Annotated in this window: 17 protein-coding genes; 3 read left to right on the top strand and 14 right to left on the bottom strand. The window is 66.1% G+C overall.

Features of this window, described 5'->3' with window-relative positions; genetic code table 11:
• Positions 1–65 precede the first annotated feature (65 nt).
• From P6144_RS15240 to P6144_RS15210, 7 genes are all read right to left on the bottom strand, one after another.
• Complete coding sequence (locus tag P6144_RS15240) at positions 66–725, bottom strand: hypothetical protein (RefSeq protein ID WP_277768653.1); 660 nt, start codon at positions 723–725, stop codon at positions 66–68.
• 16 nt (positions 726–741) lie between these two features.
• Entirely contained in the window at positions 742–1248 is a 507-nt protein-coding gene (locus P6144_RS15235) for a hypothetical protein (protein WP_277768652.1), read from the bottom strand.
• A gap of 220 nt (positions 1249–1468) precedes the next feature.
• Complete coding sequence (queA, locus tag P6144_RS15230) at positions 1469–2506, bottom strand: tRNA preQ1(34) S-adenosylmethionine ribosyltransferase-isomerase QueA (protein ID WP_277768651.1); 1038 nt, start codon at positions 2504–2506, stop codon at positions 1469–1471.
• Positions 2507–2532: 26 nt separating this feature from the next.
• Positions 2533–3273: a peptidylprolyl isomerase gene (locus P6144_RS15225; protein ID WP_277768650.1), complete on the bottom strand. Its 741-nt coding sequence runs from the start codon at positions 3271–3273 to the stop codon at positions 2533–2535.
• A gap of 57 nt (positions 3274–3330) precedes the next feature.
• The gene (gene coaD / locus P6144_RS15220) at positions 3331–3840 is read right to left on the bottom strand and encodes a pantetheine-phosphate adenylyltransferase (RefSeq protein ID WP_277768649.1); all 510 of its coding nucleotides are present in this window, start codon (positions 3838–3840) and stop codon (positions 3331–3333) included.
• A 453-nt stretch (positions 3841–4293) separates the two neighbouring features.
• Positions 4294–5193, bottom strand: coding sequence for a farnesyl diphosphate synthase (locus P6144_RS15215; protein ID WP_277768648.1), 900 nt, complete (start codon positions 5191–5193; stop codon positions 4294–4296).
• Positions 5194–5201: 8 nt separating this feature from the next.
• Positions 5202–5447 carry an exodeoxyribonuclease VII small subunit gene (locus P6144_RS15210; RefSeq protein WP_116838717.1) on the bottom strand — a complete coding sequence of 82 codons (246 nt, stop codon included), beginning with the start codon at positions 5445–5447 and terminating at the stop codon, positions 5202–5204.
• An 89-nt stretch (positions 5448–5536) separates the two neighbouring features.
• Here P6144_RS15210 and P6144_RS15205 point away from each other — a divergent pair, with 89 nt between their 5' ends.
• Both P6144_RS15205 and P6144_RS15200 read left to right on the top strand, forming a co-directional pair.
• Complete coding sequence (locus P6144_RS15205) at positions 5537–6919, top strand: NAD-dependent succinate-semialdehyde dehydrogenase (RefSeq protein WP_277768647.1); 1383 nt, start codon at positions 5537–5539, stop codon at positions 6917–6919.
• Positions 6920–7102: 183 nt separating this feature from the next.
• Positions 7103–7363: a hypothetical protein gene (locus P6144_RS15200; RefSeq protein WP_277768646.1), complete on the top strand. Its 261-nt coding sequence runs from the start codon at positions 7103–7105 to the stop codon at positions 7361–7363.
• 48 nt (positions 7364–7411) lie between these two features.
• Here the strand turns inward: P6144_RS15200 and P6144_RS15195 are convergent, their stop codons facing one another.
• From P6144_RS15195 to P6144_RS15175, 5 genes are all read right to left on the bottom strand, one after another.
• Entirely contained in the window at positions 7412–9097 is a 1686-nt protein-coding gene (locus P6144_RS15195) for a long-chain fatty acid--CoA ligase (protein ID WP_277768645.1), read from the bottom strand.
• Between the two features lie 31 nt (positions 9098–9128).
• Positions 9129–9335: a hypothetical protein gene (locus P6144_RS15190; RefSeq protein WP_277768644.1), complete on the bottom strand. Its 207-nt coding sequence runs from the start codon at positions 9333–9335 to the stop codon at positions 9129–9131.
• Between the two features lie 40 nt (positions 9336–9375).
• Positions 9376–11055 carry a diguanylate cyclase gene (locus P6144_RS15185; RefSeq protein WP_277768643.1) on the bottom strand — a complete coding sequence of 560 codons (1680 nt, stop codon included), beginning with the start codon at positions 11053–11055 and terminating at the stop codon, positions 9376–9378.
• Between the two features lie 139 nt (positions 11056–11194).
• Positions 11195–12397 carry a hypothetical protein gene (locus tag P6144_RS15180; protein WP_277768642.1) on the bottom strand — a complete coding sequence of 401 codons (1203 nt, stop codon included), beginning with the start codon at positions 12395–12397 and terminating at the stop codon, positions 11195–11197.
• A 142-nt stretch (positions 12398–12539) separates the two neighbouring features.
• A complete protein-coding gene (locus P6144_RS15175; RefSeq protein WP_277768641.1) occupies positions 12540–12917 on the bottom strand; it encodes a helix-turn-helix domain-containing protein in 378 nt (125 codons plus the stop codon).
• Positions 12918–12991: 74 nt separating this feature from the next.
• Between P6144_RS15175 and P6144_RS15170 the strand changes: the two genes are divergently transcribed.
• On the top strand, positions 12992–13585 hold the full coding sequence (locus P6144_RS15170; RefSeq protein WP_277768640.1) for an NAD(P)H-dependent oxidoreductase: 594 nt from the start codon (positions 12992–12994) through the stop codon (positions 13583–13585).
• A 238-nt stretch (positions 13586–13823) separates the two neighbouring features.
• Here the strand turns inward: P6144_RS15170 and clpA are convergent, their stop codons facing one another.
• Positions 13824–16148, bottom strand: coding sequence for an ATP-dependent Clp protease ATP-binding subunit ClpA (gene clpA, locus P6144_RS15165; RefSeq protein ID WP_277768639.1), 2325 nt, complete (start codon positions 16146–16148; stop codon positions 13824–13826).
• Between the two features lie 143 nt (positions 16149–16291).
• Positions 16292–16489, bottom strand: coding sequence for a DUF1192 domain-containing protein (locus P6144_RS15160; protein WP_277768638.1), 198 nt, complete (start codon positions 16487–16489; stop codon positions 16292–16294).
• Positions 16490–16564 lie beyond the last annotated feature (75 nt).

The following is a 16564-nucleotide window of genomic DNA, read 5'->3' as shown; positions in this document are numbered from 1 at the left end:
CGATCGCATGCGAATGGGCCGCGTGCATCCGCTCCAGCTCCATCAGAGCGGTCTTCGTTCCGAGCCTATTGCGCCCTGGCCTTTGCGGTACCGTCCGCAAGTTTGCAACGAACCACGGCCTGGCAACTGTAACGGCCCTGACCGTCCGGATAGCAGGCCGAATGCAGAAATTGGGCCGTGCCGCGGCAAGTGCCGTACAGGCGGTCATATTCCGGTTTGGCGTCTGCGGCATTCGTAACCGTGATGAACTGGTTTCGGTCCCAATAGCCCTTGGGCGGGGTGGTTTTCGGCAGGTTTGGCCGGGGCACATAGGCTGGGCATTGCGGAATGCCGCCATAGGGCTTGGTCGGCGCGATGATGCAACTCGCCCGGTTCGGATCGGCCTTCGCCGAGGCTGTGGGAGACGGTGCCGGTGTCGCCTTCGACGCGGGTGTGACAGGCTGGCGTGCCGCGGCGGCGCGTTCGCGCATCTCCACGATGCGTTCGGCTTCAGGGCGTCGATGCTCCCCCAGCCGCCGCACTTCGGCGTCCACCGCCAGGCGATGCTGGCGTGCCTTCTCCGTCTCGGCCGGCGGCGTGGAGTTTGTCGAGGAGCGTGAAGATGGGCCGGCGCCGATGATGATATCCTGCGCCGCCAGTGCGCAACCGGCTGCGGCGATGGCCAAGGCGCCTATGCGCAGTTGAACATGCACGGTCAGAACCCGGTCGCGTTCAGCGGGCTGCATTTCTCCATCAGAAAGTTCATCGCATAGCCGACGCGCGCGGCCATGTCCGCGTTGTTGAAAAAGATCGCGCGTCGATAGGGAGACCCTGCGTGCTGTAATGCACGCGCATGCCGTCCTGCGCGACATTGTTTATCTTGGTGAAGTCGAGGTTCACCGTCATGCTCTGCGCGCTGTAATGGCCCCAATCCGAATAGACGTTCTGGCGCGTATTGCGATTATAGTATTCGAATTCCCTATGGCTGAACGAATCGCGCGTATAGTTGAACGAAATAACGCATTCGTTGGGATTCTGAATAACTTGGTTCAGGCGGCCGGTCCATTTGTCGATATAGGCCAGTGCTTCGACGTGCTTGTCATGAAAATTGCTGGCGTTCCGATTGAAGCGCATTCCCGCCAAGGTCATTTGCAGGAAGGTCTTGGCGCCCGCTTTCGTCTGCGTTTGCGCGTGAGCTGGCTGTAGCAGTGCGGCACTGCCCCACGCCGCGGCCATGGTAACCGCCGCAATCATACCCCGCCTGGCCATGTCTTCCCCCTTTTTCAGCGCGCTCGGACCCCTGCCGTCGAACCCTCGGTTCGAACGCGTCTCGCCCCAATTCAATGTAAGTTTCCCAGCTAACTTACGAATTTCATCGGAAATGTAGATATCTCAGCTGACGATGTCCACCGGCCCGGCGATGGGGCGGATGGGCCCGAGACCGCCATGGCGGCCGCAGCATTTGGGTGTGCGGCGACCCGCCGAAAGCCTAGCCAGACCTTTGCGGCAGCAGCAGCGAAGCGTCGCCGTAGGAATAGAAGCGGTACCGGTCGGCGATCGCATGCGCATAGGCCGCTTGCATCCGGTCGAGGCCGATCAGGGCAGAAACCAGCATGAACAGCGTCGAGCGCGGCAGGTGGAAGTTGGTCACCAGCCCGTCGATCCCCTTGAAGCGGTAGCCCGGGGTGATGAAGATCGCGGTATCGCCTTCGAAGGGGCGGATGATGTTGTCGTCGCCCGCGGCGCTTTCGATCAGGCGCAGGCTGGTGGTGCCGACGGCGATCACCCGGCCGCCGGCGACGCGCACCGCGTTGAGCCGGTCGGCGGTGGCCTGGTCGATGCGGCCCCATTCGGCGTGCATCTTGTGGTCGGCGGTGTCCTCGGCCTTGACCGGCAGGAAGGTGCCCGCGCCGACATGGAGGGTGAGGGTGGTGTGTCCCACGCCCGCCGCATCGAGCGCGGCGAGCAGCCCGGGCGTGAAGTGCAGCGCGGCGGTGGGCGCGGCGACGGCGCCCGGCTCGTTGGCGAACATCGTCTGATAGTCGTCGGCGTCGCGTTCGTCGGTCGGGCGCTTCGAGGCGATATAGGGCGGCAACGGCATATGGCCGCAGCGCTCGAGCAGCAGCTCGACCGGCTCGTCGCCCTGGAAGTCGAGCGCGAAGCTGCCGTCCTCGGCGCGGTCGCTTGCAAGCGCCGAGACGCCCTGGCCGAAATCGATCGTGTCGCCGTCGCGCAGCCGCTTGGCGTTGCGGATGAAGGCGCGCCAGCGGCGCGGCCCCTCGCGCTTGTGGAGCGTCGCGCCGATCTTTGCCTCACCCCGCGTCCCCTCGAGCTGGGCGGGGATCACGCGGGTGTCGTTGAACACCAGGCAATCGCCGGCACGCAGCTGGCCGGGCAGGTCGGTTACGTGCAGGTCGCGCGTCGCGGCGCCGTCGAGCACCAGCAGGCGCGCCGAATCGCGCGGCGCGGCGGGGCGCAGCGCGATCCGGTCGTTCGGAAGCTCGAAATCGAAAAGATCTACGTTCACGACTGCACTTCGGGGCTGGCGCCGGCTTATTGCGGCAGCGTCGCCTTGGTTTCGCCCGGGGGCAGCGCCTTGGGCGCATCGGCCGGCAGGTTCGAATAAGGCGGCGGGTTGTCCGACAGGATATAGGCGTGGACGATCTTGGTCGGGTTCGCCGGCGGCTCGCCGCGCTGGATCTTGTCGACCCATTCCATGCCGCCGACGACGCGGCCGAACACGGTATAGTCGTGGTCGAAGGCGAGCTTGGGCGACATCATGATGTAGAACTGGCTGTTCGCGCTGTTCTCAGCATCGGCCTTCTGCTCGGGCGTCGCATTGTCCGGCGCGCCGCGGCGGGCGGCGGCGACAGTGCCGCGCACGTGGGGCAGGTTGTTGAACTCGGCCGGCACGTTGGGCAGGTCCGAATCGCCGGTGCCGTCGCCCTTGGGATCGCCGCCCTGCGCCATGTAATAGGGATCGTCGACCACGCGGTGGAAGATCAGGCCGTCATAGAAATGGCGGCGGGTGAGGATCTTGATGCGCTCGACCATCTTGGGCGCGGCATCGGGGCGCAGGCGGATCAGCACGCGGCCGCCGGTCGACAGGTCGAGCACCCAGGTCTCGGCCGGATCGGCAGGCACGACGGCGGGATAGATGCTGTTCACATCCTCGGCGCCGACGCCCTTGAGCGGCTCGGCGGTCTGCTTCGGAGGCTTGCCGCCACCCTGGGCAAGGGCAGGCGTGGCAATCATCATCAGGGCCGAAGCGGCCAGTGCGGCAAACAAACGCATCAATTTCCCCACTCGGAATACACCCTCGATCCGCGGCTCTAGACCAATCGGACGGGCTCAACCACTCCCTTTGCGACCGATGACGGCAATGCGCGCCGCCACTTCGGCTTCGACCTTGGGAGAGACGAACTTGCGGATCGCGCCGCCATAGAGCGCGATTTCCTTCACCAGGCGGCTGGCGATCGGCTGGAGCGAGACATCGGCCATCAGGAAGACCGTCTCGATCCGGTCGTTCAGCTGCTGGTTCATACCCGCCATCTGATACTCGTACTCGAAATCGGCCACGGCGCGCAGGCCGCGGACGATCATGCTGGCGCCTTCGCGCTCGGCAAAGTCCATCAGCAGCGAATCGAAGCTGACGACATGGATCTCGCCTTCGATCCCCGCGACTTCGCGCTTCACCATCTCCATGCGTTCCTCGACGGTGAACATCGGGTTCTTGGATGGATTGGTGGTCACGCCGATCACCAGCCGGTCGACGAGCTTCGCGCCGCGGCGGATGATGTCCATATGGCCGAGCGTGATCGGATCGAAGGTGCCGGGATAGACGCCGGTGCGCGTAGTCATGGTGCCTTCCTCCCCCGGGATGACGGCAAGATTAAGTCAGCGGTCGGCGGGGGCGTGCTGCGCGTGCGAAGCCGAGTCAAGGGCGGGCGTTTCCTACGGCCCGTGCCGCGCCGACTCGCCAAAGAACACGAAGTACACGCCAAGGGCTGGTTTTCGAGGCGCTTATGTTCGCTATTTTCCCGGAAACGCCGCGCATCTCGCAACATCCTTGCGCGGGCGTGAACCTACATTTCCAACAAATTGAAAGAGCGGCCGGGCAGGCGCCGGTCGCGGGAGCCAAGCAGGCGAAATCCTACATTGCAATTGCACACTTCAGTTCCCCGGCGAAAGCCGGGGCCCAGGGTCACAGGCGACGCGGCATAGAAACCCTGGGCCCCGGCTTTCGCCGGGGAACAGGTTAGGGGCGCAGATTCGTCACCTGCCCGGGCTCAAAGCCGGGGTGACAATGGAGGCTCAGCGATCCCGCTCGAGCGTGTAGCGGGCGATGTCGCGCAGCAGATCGGCCTCGGCGCCATAGGGCTTGAGGTGGGTGATCGCCTGATCGACGAGCATGCGCGCCTGCTCGCGGGCGCGATCGAGGCCGAGCAGCGAGAGGAAAGTCTCCTTGCCCGCCTCGCCATCCTTGTGGAGCTTCTTGCCGACCAGCGCCTCGTCGCCCTCGGCATCGAGGATGTCGTCGGCGATCTGGAAGGCGAGGCCGACGTCGCGGGCATAGCCACGCAGCCCGGTGCGCCCTTCGACAGGCACGCGGCCGAGGATCGCGCCGCTCTCGACCGCGCAGCTGATCAGCGCGCCGGTCTTCATCGCCTGGAGCCGGGTGACGGTGGCGAGGTCGAAGCTCGACTTCTCGGCTTCCAGGTCCATCATCTGGCCGCCTGCCATGCCGGCGGGCCCGGCGGCGAGCGCGAGCGTGCCCGAAAGCTCGATGCGCACAAAGGGATCGGGATGGGTGCGCTCGTCGGCGATCACTTCGAAGGCGAGCGCGTGCAGGCAGTCGCCGGCCAGGATCGCGGTCGCCTCGTCGAATGCCTTGTGCACCGTCGGCTTGCCGCGGCGCAGGTCGTCATCGTCCATCGCCGGCAGATCGTCATGGATCAGCGAATAGACATGGATGCATTCGAGCGCGAGCGCGGTGCGGGCGATGCAGGTCCTGTCGACGCCGAACAGCTGGGCGGTGGCCGAGACGAGCAGTGGGCGCAGCCGCTTGCCGCCGCCGATCGCGGCATGGCGCATCGCCCGGTACAGTCCGGCGCGCGGATCGGACGGCACCTCGAGCAGCAGGTCGAACTGGCGGTCCATCTCCGCCGAGACCTGCTTGAGCGCCGCCTGCAGCGCGAGGGAGGCGTGCGCCACGGCCCGGCTCAGCCGGCGTTGAAGGGAGCGGTGCCGGCGGCGCGGCCCTCGGCATCGGTGCGGATCGCCTCGATGCGCGCCTGGGCGGCATCGAGCCGCGCGGCGCACTGGCGGCGCAGCTGGTCGCCGCGCTCGTACAGGTCGATCGCTTCCTGGAGCTGCGCCTCGCCGCTCTCCAGCCGCGCGACGATGCGCTCCAGTTCCTTCAGCGCTTCCTCGAACGAGAGCGCGGTGACGTCCGCTTCTTCTGCCATGTATTCGCTATGCGCCGGGGCGGGGCGCGATTGCAACCGGGCATCCGGCATCCCAATTGCGCGTTACCCCGGTTGAAGGAGACCCGCGCATGTTCACCAGTATCAATCCCGCCACCGGAGAGACGGTCGAGACCTATCCCGAGCTCGACGCGGACGGGATCGAGACGGCGCTGGCGGTCGCGGATGCCGCGTTCCGATCCTGGCGCGATTCGCCGCTGGAGAAGCGCACCGAACTGCTGACCAGGATCGCCGACGCCTGGGAAGCCAACAAGCAGCACCTCGCCGAGACCGCGACCCGCGAGATGGGCAAGACGCTCGCCTCCGCCGTCGCCGAGGTGGAGAAGTGTATCAGCGGCTTCCGCCATTATGCGGCGAAGGGCCCGTCCTATCTGGAGCCGACCCGCGTGGAGACCGCGAGCGGCCATGCAGTGGCGCGCTGGCTGCCGATGGGACCGGTGCTGGCGGTGATGCCGTGGAACTTCCCCTATTGGCAGGTGGTCCGCTTCCTCGCGCCGACGATCATGGCGGGCAATGTCGGGCTGCTGAAGCACGCCTCGAACGTGCAGGGCTGCGCGGCGCTGATCCAGCAGATGATGAGCGCGGCCGGCGCGCCCGACGGGCTGTTCCAGAACCTGCCGATCAAGTCCGACAAGGTCGCCGCGATCATCGCCGACAAGCGCGTGGTGGCGGTGACGCTCACCGGCAGCGAAGGCGCGGGCGCGCAGGTGGCGCAGGCCGCCGGGCGCGCGCTCAAGAAGGTGGTGCTTGAGCTGGGCGGCTCCGATCCGTTGATCGTGATGCCCTCGGCCGACCTCGAGCTGGCGGCGAAGACCGCGGTCACGGCGCGCATCCAGAATGCCGGGCAGAGCTGCATCTGCGCCAAGCGGATGATCGTGCACGCGGACGTGTACGACGCGTTTCTCGACAAGTTCGAGGCGGGGATGAAGGCGCTCAAGATCGGCGACCCGATGGAAAAGGAAACGGGCATGGGCCCGCTTTCGAGCATCGCCCAGCGCGACACCGTGATCGAGCAGGTCGGGCGCGCCGTGGCCGAAGGCGCGACGCTGCGCTTCGGTGCCGAGAAGATCGAGCGCGACGGCGCCTGGATGACGCCGGGCGTGCTGACCGACATGGATCCCGAGAGCGATGTCGCCAAGGAAGAGGTCTTCGGGCCGGTTGCCGCGGTGTACAAGGTGAAGGACATCGACGCGGCGATCGCGCTCGCCAATGACGTGCCCTATGGCCTCGGTTCCTCGGTCTGGACGCAGGACGAAGCCGAGATCGAGCGCTTCGCCCGCGACATCCAGTCGGGCATGACCGCGGTCAATGCGCTGCTCGCCTCGACGCCCGAGGCGCCGTTCGGCGGCGTGAAGCTCTCCGGCCATGGCCGCGAGCTCGGCCCCTGGGGCATGCACGAGTTCATGAACCTGAAGGCGGTGATGTTCGGCAAGGACGTGAAGGCGGGGGACTAGGGCGTATCGACGCCTGCCAAAGACCCAGTCGTGGCCCCCGGAACAAGGCCGGGGGCGAGGGTTGGAAAAGGCGCGAAGGGCGCTACGCTTCGGATAGCACCACATCCGTCACAGATCGGGTGGACCGAATCGTCGCCGGTTCGCAGCATTGCTTCGCTACATTTCGTAGCGGAGGGAATGACGATGAGAATTGCTCTTCCTGTACTTGCGGCGACGCTGGTCTTGTCTTCGCCCGCACCGGCGCTCGCCGTCACGGCACCGCCGCCCGCGCCGGTGATGATGGAGGACGATCACCCCGCGCCGCCCCGGCCGGTCGATCCGGTATGCGAGGCGGCGGCGCGCATCTATGCCCGCCAGGCCTCGCACACCGCCTATGTGTGGGACCCCTGGTACGTCTATTATTACGAGAGCTACATCCTCGAGAATTGCGGGATCATCGAATGATCCCGACGGGCTCCCGGCATGCTGCCGGGGGCCTGTTTTGCAGGGAAGTTACCCCTGCCGCTCTGCCATCACCTCGTTGATCAGGTCCTTGCGGCTGAGCTTGCCGATCATCGTCTTGGGCAGGCTTTCGCGCACCACCACTTCGCTCACCCGCTCATGCTTGCCGAGCTTGCCGTTGAGCCAGGCGCAGATCTCCGGGCCGCTGGCGGCGGCGCCTTCGTCGAGCGTCACATAGGCGTGTGGCAGCTCGCCATGATAGGCGTCGGGCAGGCCGATCACGAGCGCCTCCTTCACGGCCGGATGCTGGTAGAGCACTGCTTCGATCTGGCTCGGGAACACCTTGAAGCCGCCGACCGCGATCATGTCCTTCAGCCGGTCGACGATCTTGATATAGCCGTCCTCGTCGATCAGCCCGACATCGCCGGTGCGCAGCCAGTGGCCGTCCACGAACACCTCGGCATCGGCATCGGGGCGGTTCCAATAGCCCTTCATGATCTGCGGGCCGGAGACGACGATCTCGCCGGGCTCGCCCTCGGGGGGCGGGCGGGTCGGGTCTTCCTTGTCGACCAGGCGCACGCGGGTGCCCTGGAGCGGCTGGCCGATCGTGCCGGGCTTGTTGAGCCCCTGATAGGGATTGGTGCAGACCACGCCCGAGCTCTCCGACAGGCCATAGCCTTCGATCACGCGTGCGCCGGTGATCTGCTCCCATTCCTCCTTGAGCTGGGCGGGCAGCGGGGCACCGCCCGAGATGCAGAAGCGCAGGCTCTTGAAGTCCTCGGGCTTCATGCCGGGCGCATCGAGTAGTGCCTGGTACATGGTGGGCACGCCGGGCAGCGCGCGCGGCTGGGTGCGGCGCAGCTCGGCCAGCGCCTGCTTGGCGTTGAAGCGCGGCAGCATCGCGATCGACCCGCCGGTCACCACGGTGCGGTTGAGCACGCAGGTATTGGCGAAGACGTGGAAGAAGGGGAGGACGCCGAGCACGGTATCCTTGGCCACGCCCATCTCGGGATCGAGCCGCGCGACCTGGCGGGCATTGGCCGACAGGTTCTGGTGGGTGAGCATCGCGCCCTTGGGCGTGCCGGTGGTGCCGCCGGTATATTGGATCAGCGCCAGGTCGTTCTCGGGATCGAGCCTGGGCGCCGCGCAGGTGCCGGCATTGGCGATCAGCTTCGAGAAGGAGAGGATGCGCTCGTCATGCGGGCGATGCGCCACTTCGGCACCGCGGAACAGCCGGTAGAAGAGCGACTTGGCGGCAGGCAGCGCGCCGGCGACCGAGCCGACGATCAGCCGCTCGAGCCCGCTCTGGTCGAGCACCTTGAGCGCGGTCGGCAGCAGCGCCGAGGCGGAGATGGTGAAGAGCGCGCGCGTGCCCGAATCCTCGACCTGGTGGCTCAGCTCCTCGGCAGTGTAGAGCGGCGAGAAATTGACCACCGTCGCGCCCAGCTTGAGGATGCCGTAATAGGCGGCGACATAATGCGGCACGTTGGGCAGGAAGAGCCCGATCCGGTCGCCCGGGCCATAGCCGAGATCCTTGAGCCCGCACGCGACGCGATTGGCACCGTCCAGCGTCTCGCCATAGCTGTAGTGCCGGCCCATGAAATCGAGCAGCAGGGCCTGGGGGTGGGCGCGGGCGCTTTCCTCGAACAGCTCGACCATGGTCTGGGGCGGGAACTCGGTGTCCCAGGTGCCGGGGTGGCGATACGCGGTACGCCAGATCTGTTCGGGGTCAGTCATTGACACTTGTGTAAGCAAGCCTTTTCGGGGGTCAAGTCGTAAGCCGTTTGCTCCAGGTCACCAGGACCGAAACGGCTACCAGGCCGAAATGGAACGCGGCCTCGAGCCGCTGCGGCGCGGCGTCGCCGGGGCGTTCCATGTTGATGTGGAGATTGGCCTGGCGATCGGCCGAAGCCAGCGGGATCAGCGCCATTGCGGCAAGCGCCCCGAAGGCGATCTTCCTGGCGCGTCCCGACATGGTGAACGCCATAGCCCCACCGGGCATTCCGGGCAAGCGATCAGGCGGCTTCCCGGCGCGCGCGCGCGCGGTCCCGCCCCGCAGATTTTGCCTCGAACAGCGCGATGTCGGCGCAGCGGTACAGCGCCTTCCAGTCGCGGTCGTCGGCGAGCGGCCCGGTGCAGGCGCCGATGCTCGCGGTGACCTTGAGGTCGAAGGGCATGCGCGTCTGGCGCAGCTTGTTGAGCAGCTGTTCGGGCTCGATCGGCGCGCTGGCGGTGGCGAGCACCGCGAACTCCTCGCCGCCGAGCCGGGCGACGAGCGCGTCCGCCGGTGCCGTGGTGCGCAGCGCACGGGCGAACAGGCGCAGCACCTCGTCGCCGCCGTCATGGCCCAGCGTCTCGTTGACGCGCTTGAAGTGATCGAGATCGGCGATGAGCAGCTGCTGCGCGCCCGGCCGGCCGATCGCCTGGGCGAGGAAGGCGCGGCGGTTGAGCAGGCCTGTGAGCGGATCGGTATCGGCCAGGCGGCGGGCGAGGACCTCGCTGGCGATCGCCTCGTCGCGCTCGTCGCGCAGGAACTTGATCCGATAGGCGACGGCGAGCGCCGAGACGAGCGCCTCGAACATCATCGAGAGGACGGTGGAATTGTCGAGCCAGAAGCTCCACGGCAGCAGGTGGAGATTGGCCATGATCCGCATCATCGCCAGCACGATCGGCGCGCTCCAGGCGACCGAGAACAGCCACAGGAAATGCGAGCGCTGCACCCAGGCCTGCCACAGCGTGGGCACGACGATCGAGACCAGCCCGAGGATGGTCAGCGTGTAGAACATGTCAGTGAAGCGCAGGTTGAACCCGCCGAACAGGAACACCGTGATGCCCGATACCGGCACCGCCACGGCGATGACGCGCGTGTAGATGTCGACCAGCCGCGAACGGCGGATCTCGAAGAAGCTGCGAGTGAACATCGCCGCACAGCCGCCGGCGAGCCCGAGGAACAGATAGTTGCAGCGCAGCCGGTCGTTGTTGACGAGATCGGGCCAGAACCACGCCATCGCGCCCGACGAGGACAGCGCATAGCCGATCAGCATCGCCAGCAGCGCACAGTAATGGAGCTGGAAATTGTAGCGCATCGCGCACCACAGCGCGAAATTATAGACGATCAGCGCCAGGCACATCCCGCCGAAACAGGCATAGAGCGCTGCCATGGCAAGGTTGGTGGTGGCGTTGCGCTGCACGTCGCTGCGCTCGGCGCCGAGCAGGATGCCGCGGACATTGGCGGCGCCTTCGACATGCCAGAGGATGCGGCTGAGCTTGGCCTCCGATCGGGGCACCGGCAGCGCCGCCATCGCGCCGAGCTGGATCAGCGGGGTGATGCCGCGCGCATCGCTCTGGTAGCGGTGGATGCGGCCATCGGCATAGAGCAGATAGGCGGAAAGCCGCTGCTGCCACAGGCTGGCGAAGTTGATCCGCAGCGGCCGCTCGGCCGTCGATGCCGCGTCGATCGGCTGGGTGATCGCCCAATAGTCGCCCGGGCCCAGCCGGTATTGCTGCGTCGTGCAGTCGAAGCGCTCGGGATGGCGGAGCAACTCGGCGGGGCGCATCCCGCCGGTGTCGCGCAGCACGCAGACGCCGATCGCGCGGTCGCGACTATCCTGCGCCTGCGCGGGCGCAGTCGCGCCCAGCAGCACGAACAACGCGCCGGCCAGGAAGGCCAGCCGCAGGAAACGCAACACCGACATGCCCGACGCTTAGACCGGACATGACGAACAACCCGTAAATATACATAAGTACCCTGGCGTCTTTTTGAGCCGCGCCAGTCACTTATCCCATGGCCGGGAGCGGCGCCCGCAGCGCGCCGCTCCCGGCCATGGGGTCAGCTCAGCAGCCGCTGCCGCCCAGCCCCGCCGCCTTCTTCAGGAAGCCGCCCAGCTTGGGCTTGCAGGGCTTGGGCTTCTCCTCGGGCTTGTCTCCCGGCTTGTCGCCCTGCTGGCCCATCATCATCTCGCCCATGCTCGGCATGCCGGGCATGAAGTTGCCGGTGGAGCGGTAGCGCACCTTGGCGGTCCATTTCGGGTGCCAGGCGATCTTGGGATCGCGCGGCCGCTCGGGGAAGGCGAAGTTCGCCTCGGGGCCGAACGCGTTCATGAAGCCCATCATCATCTCGCCACCCGCGGCCTTCACTTCGGCCGGGATGGTGCAGCTGGTCTGGCTGGGCGGCATGACGATCTTCTGCCCGATCAGCCGGTTGACGGTGGCGGGGGAGAGCCAGCTCCACAGGTCGCCGCCGAACTGGCGGCTGGACGAGGAGGCCCACCACACCATGTCGCTGCTGTCCTTGCCATTGTCCTTCGCGCTCATCGCCCAGGCATAATAGCCGGTCGCGGCGGGCACCGGGCTCCAGTTGAGCGGCGTCGAGCCGTCCGGCGCCTGGCCCGATTTCACCCTGGGCGGCGGCATGAAGTCCTGGGTGAGCGCGAAGGCGATCTCGGGGCTGTAGTTGCCGGCGATCCGGTGCTGGCCGATCAGCGACGACTGTTTGCTCACCTGTGCGCGCGACTTGCCGTTCGGCCAGTCGCCATAGGTCCTGCTGTTGCCCGGACGCGGGCCGGTCTCGGCGGGAATGCGCGCGCTGAACAGGTCGGGCGGGATCTGGCCCTTGGCCATTTTGGAGAAGTCGATCACCACCGGCTGGCCGGGGCCGGCATGCGCGCCGCAGCCCCAGAAGATCAGCAGCCGGCCCTTGGGGCGCTGGAACTTCTCCTCGGGGTCATCCTGTTTCTCGACCGGCAGCTTGCCCGGCTCGGGCGAGGTGAGCGGCACCGACAGACCCATGCGCATGCCGTCGGGCAGGAAGTGGTCGGCCTTGGGCGCGCCGCCCGTGGCGGCGAGGCGCGAGCCGAGGCGCAGCGTCATCTCGCGCGTGTCGCTCTGGCCCATGATGCCGGCGGTGGTGCCGACGTCCATTTCGTAACGTGCCTCGGGGGCGGTATCGGTGCCGCTCTGGGCGATCACCGCGGTTCCGGCGAGAAACGTCGCCAGGGTTCCGGCGGCCACCAGGAGCCGCTGTTTCGTGCTGTTCATTCAGAAATGCTCCGCGCTGCTTCAGTGGCATGCGCGACCCGCTTATGCGGTGGGCATTACGCGAGAGGAACGATTCGCGACAGTGAAATCGACGTGGCAGGCCATGCCCGCCGTCTATGTGTGCTGGTTGGATAATACACGCTTAATCCTGTGCCCGGCGCTCGGCATATCGGGCGCGGGCGAGATCCATGCGCGCCGAATTGGCGAGCACCCATTCGGCAAGCGTCTGCACGGGTGCAAGGAAGTCGCGGCCGAGATCGGTCAGCGCATATTCGACCTGGGGCGGCGTGACCGGCGTCACGGTGCGCGAGACGAAGCCGTTCTCCTCGAGGTCGCGCAGCGTCGATGCCAGCACCTTCTGGCTGATCTCGCCCACCTCGCGGCGCAGCGCGTTGAAGCGCAGGGGGCCGCGGCCGAGCACGCGCACCACGAGCATCGACCATTTGTCGCTGATCCGCGCGAGCAACCGGCTGATATGTTCGCAGCGGGCGGTATCCGCATGGTTATCTGGTAACGCCAAAGTGCCTCCTTGCTGGCTGGTAGCGACCTTTCGTAATCAGGTTACTCCAAGAAACCAGCATACACGAGGTTACCATGGTCGCCAAACCCCGCATCGCCCTGATCATCGGCTCGACCCGGCCCAGCCGCTTTGCCGACGCGCCGGCACAGTGGATGCTCAAGCAGGCGCAGGCGCGCGGCGACATGGACGTCGAACTGGTCGACCTGCGCGATCATCCCTTGCCCTTCTTCGACGAGATCGCCTCCAATCTCTGGATGCCCAGCCAGAACCCCGAAGCGGTGCGCTGGCAGGAGACGATCGCCAAATATGACGGGTTCATCTTCACCGTCGCCGAATACAACCACTCGATCACCGGCGTGCTCAAGAACGCACTCGACCAGGCCTATACGGAATGGGGCCGCAAGCCCTTCACCGCGATCGGCTATGGCGGCACCGGCGCGGTGCGCGCGCTCGAGCATCTGCGCATGATCGGCGTGGAGCTGCAGATGGTTTCCACCCACGCCGCGGTGCATATCGGCGGCGGCGATTTCATGGCGGTGCATCCGGTCTTCGGCAAGAAGCCAATCGAGGAGATCGAGGCGAACCTGCTGCCTTCGGCGAAGACGGCGCTCGACGAACTGGTCTGGTGGGCGAAGGCGACGATGGCGGCGAAGGCGGGGGAGGCCTGAGGGCGCATTGTGGGGTGAGGTGGAGCGCGGCGCCTTCGACACATACTCCGTCACCCCGGCCTTGTGCCGGGGGCCACTAAGCCGCGCCGGCTGACCAAGAGCCCATAATCCCGACGGCGCCTCACGGTGGACCCCGGCACAAGGCCGGGGTGACGGCGGGATTTGAGCAGCGGTTGGCACCCCAAAGAAAACGGGCCGGGGGTTTCCTCCCGGCCCGCATTGGTCTCCGAAGCAAGACTTACTTGGTCGCCTTGGCGGCCTCGGTCTTCTTGCCCTTTTTCGGCTTGGGCGCGGCCGGCGTGATCTGGAAGTTCAGCACGCCGTCCTTCAGCTTCACATTGACCTCGCCGCCATGGACGAGCTTGCCGAACAGCAACTCCTCGGCCAGCGGCTGCTTGATCTTCTCCTGGATCAGGCGGCCCATCGGACGCGCGCCATAGAGCTTGTCGTAGCCGCGCTCGGTGAGCCAGCCCTTGGCTTCCTCGTCGAGCTGGATGTGGACGCCGCGATCCGCCAGCTGCAGTTCGAGCTGGAGGATGAACTTGTCCACCACCCGGGTGACCACTGCCGGCGGCAGATAGTCGAACGGCACGATCGCATCGAGACGGTTGCGGAATTCCGGCGTGAAGAGCTTCTTCACTGCCTCTTCCTGGACGTCGTCGCGGCTCATCTCGCCGAAGCCGATCGATTCCTTGGCCATGTCCGACGCACCGGCATTGGTGGTCATGATCAGGATCACGTTGCGGAAATCGACGGTCTTGCCGTGGTGATCGGTCAGCTTGCCGTTGTCCATCACCTGCAACAGGATGTTGAACAGGTCGGGATGCGCCTTCTCGATCTCGTCGAGCAGGAGCACCGAATGTGGCTGCTGGTCGACCGCGTCGGTGAGCAGGCCGCCCTGATCATAGCCGACATAGCCCGGAGGCGCGCCGATCAGGCGGCTCACCGAATGGCGCTCCATATATTCGGACATGTCGAAGCGCTGGAGCGGGATGCCGAGCAGCTCGGAAAGCTGCTTCGCCACCTCGGTCTTGCCGACGCCGGTCGGGCCCGAGAACAGATAGTTGCCGATCGGCTTGTCCGGATCGCGCAGGCCCGCACGGCTCAGCTTGATCGCCGAGCTGAGCACCTCGATCGCCTTGTCCTGGCCGAACACGACCCGCTTCAGGTCGGTCTCCAGGTTCGCCAGCGTCTTGGTATCGTCGGTCGACACGCTCTTCGGCGGGATGCGCGCCATGGTGGCGATCACGGCCTCGATCTCCTTGGCGGTGATCGTCTTCTTGCGCTTCGAGGGCGGCACCAGCATCTGCATCGCACCGGCTTCGTCGATCACGTCGATCGCCTTGTCGGGCAGCTTGCGGTCGTTGATGTAGCGCGCCGAAAGCTCCACCGCCGACTTGATCGCGTCGGGGGTGTACTTGAGGTGGTGGTGGTCCTCGAACGCCGAGCGCAGGCCGGCGAGGATCTTGATCGTGTCCTCGACCGTCGGCTCGTTGACGTCGATCTTCTGGAAGCGACGGAGCAGCGCCCGGTCCTTCTCGAAGTGGTTGCGGAACTCCTTGTAGGTGGTCGAGCCGATGCAGCGGATCGAGCCGCCCGACAGCGCCGGCTTGAGCAGGTTCGACGCATCCATCGCGCCGCCCGAGGTCGCGCCCGCGCCGATCACGGTGTGGATCTCGTCGATGAAGAGTACTGCGTGCGGCAGCTTCTCGAGTTCGTTGACGACCTGCTTCAGCCGCTCCTCGAAGTCACCGCGATAGCGGGTGCCGGCGAGCAGCGCGCCCATGTCGAGCGAGTAGATCACCGCTTCCTTGAGCACGTCGGGCACTTCGCCCTCGACGATCTTGCGCGCCAGGCCTTCCGCGATCGCGGTCTTGCCCACGCCCGGATCGCCCACATAGAGCGGGTTGTTCTTCGAGCGGCGGCACAGGATCTGGATCGTGCGATCGACTTCGGCCGAGCGGCCGATCAGCGGATCGACCTTGCCGTTCTTCGCCTTCTCGTTGAGATCGACGGTGAACTGCTTGAGTGCGCTCTCGCCCTTGCCGGCCTTGGTTTCCTGCTTGGCCGATTTGTCCTCGTCGGCCGCGCCCTTGGGCGTGCTGGCCTCGGTGCTGGCGGTGCCGCCCTTGCCGACGCCGTGCGAGATGAAGCTCACCGCGTCGAGGCGGCTCATGTCCTGCTGCTGCAGGAAATAGACGGCATAGCTCTCGCGCTCGCTGAACAGCGCGACGAGCACGTTGGCGCCGGTCACTTCGTCGCGGCCCGAAGACTGGACGTGGAGGATGGCGCGCTGGACGACGCGCTGGAAGCCGCTGGTCGGCGACGGATCGGTCGCCTGATCCACCTTCAGCGCCTCGAGCTCGGTGTCGAGATAATGGGCGACGGTATTCTTGAGTTCGCCCAGGTCCACGCCGCACGCGCTCATCACCTTGCTGGCGTGCTCGTCGTCAACGAGCGCGAGCAGCAGATGCTCCAGCGTGGCATATTCGTGGCGACGGGAGGACGCAGCCTCCAGAGCCTTGTGCAGCGTCGATTCCAGGGCGGAGGCGAAACTAGGCATTCAGGTACAACTCCTGTGGGCCGGAAAGGGATACACGACCCTCTTGATCCCTAATGTCGGGATCGTCGGGCCTCGCATCAAGCGCAGCGGCCCCGCACCGGAGTTTTGTATGGGCTTGGGCCCCATCTCCGGTGCCGTCACGCTCATTTCCTAAATAGAGCGTCCGCGCTTGCGCGGTGATTAATGGCGAATGAAATTTTACTCCGACTTCGCTCGATTTCGGATTGAAGCAGCGCGATTCGCTCTTGCAGCTCCTCTACCGAAAGCGGGTCGAGGTCCTGTTTCGCCAGCTGGGCGACGAGGTCGTCCTTGCGACGCGGAAGATTTTCGTCGGCGTCCATGGGGGCAGCGTTGACCCTGGCAGGCCCGATGTCAATAAGACCCGGAGTTCTACTGAGTTCGAAAGCGATCATGGC

It is taken from the genome of Sphingomonas sp. HITSZ_GF, from assembly GCF_029543155.1.
GTDB lineage: Bacteria > Pseudomonadota > Alphaproteobacteria > Sphingomonadales > Sphingomonadaceae > Sphingomonas.
Note: the sequence above shows the minus strand (reverse complement) of the source record. Positions and strands in the feature narration are given on the sequence as shown.

Coding starts and splice junctions, on each gene's coding strand:
- P6144_RS15240 (WP_277768653.1), bottom strand. CDS start 725: ATGCAGCCCGCTGAACGCGACCGGGTTCTGACCGTGCATGTTCAACTG.
- P6144_RS15235 (WP_277768652.1), bottom strand. CDS start 1,248: ATGGCCAGGCGGGGTATGATTGCGGCGGTTACCATGGCCGCGGCGTGG.
- P6144_RS15225 (WP_277768650.1), bottom strand. CDS start 3,273: ATGCGTTTGTTTGCCGCACTGGCCGCTTCGGCCCTGATGATGATTGCC.
- coaD (WP_277768649.1), bottom strand. CDS start 3,840: ATGACTACGCGCACCGGCGTCTATCCCGGCACCTTCGATCCGATCACG.
- P6144_RS15210 (WP_116838717.1), bottom strand. CDS start 5,447: ATGGCAGAAGAAGCGGACGTCACCGCGCTCTCGTTCGAGGAAGCGCTG.
- P6144_RS15205 (WP_277768647.1), top strand. CDS start 5,537: ATGTTCACCAGTATCAATCCCGCCACCGGAGAGACGGTCGAGACCTAT.
- P6144_RS15200 (WP_277768646.1), top strand. CDS start 7,103: ATGAGAATTGCTCTTCCTGTACTTGCGGCGACGCTGGTCTTGTCTTCG.
- P6144_RS15195 (WP_277768645.1), bottom strand. CDS start 9,097: ATGACTGACCCCGAACAGATCTGGCGTACCGCGTATCGCCACCCCGGC.
- P6144_RS15190 (WP_277768644.1), bottom strand. CDS start 9,335: ATGTCGGGACGCGCCAGGAAGATCGCCTTCGGGGCGCTTGCCGCAATG.
- P6144_RS15185 (WP_277768643.1), bottom strand. CDS start 11,055: ATGTCGGTGTTGCGTTTCCTGCGGCTGGCCTTCCTGGCCGGCGCGTTG.
- P6144_RS15180 (WP_277768642.1), bottom strand. CDS start 12,397: ATGAACAGCACGAAACAGCGGCTCCTGGTGGCCGCCGGAACCCTGGCG.
- P6144_RS15170 (WP_277768640.1), top strand. CDS start 12,992: ATGGTCGCCAAACCCCGCATCGCCCTGATCATCGGCTCGACCCGGCCC.
- clpA (WP_277768639.1), bottom strand. CDS start 16,148: ATGCCTAGTTTCGCCTCCGCCCTGGAATCGACGCTGCACAAGGCTCTG.
- P6144_RS15160 (WP_277768638.1), bottom strand. CDS start 16,489: ATGGACGCCGACGAAAATCTTCCGCGTCGCAAGGACGACCTCGTCGCC.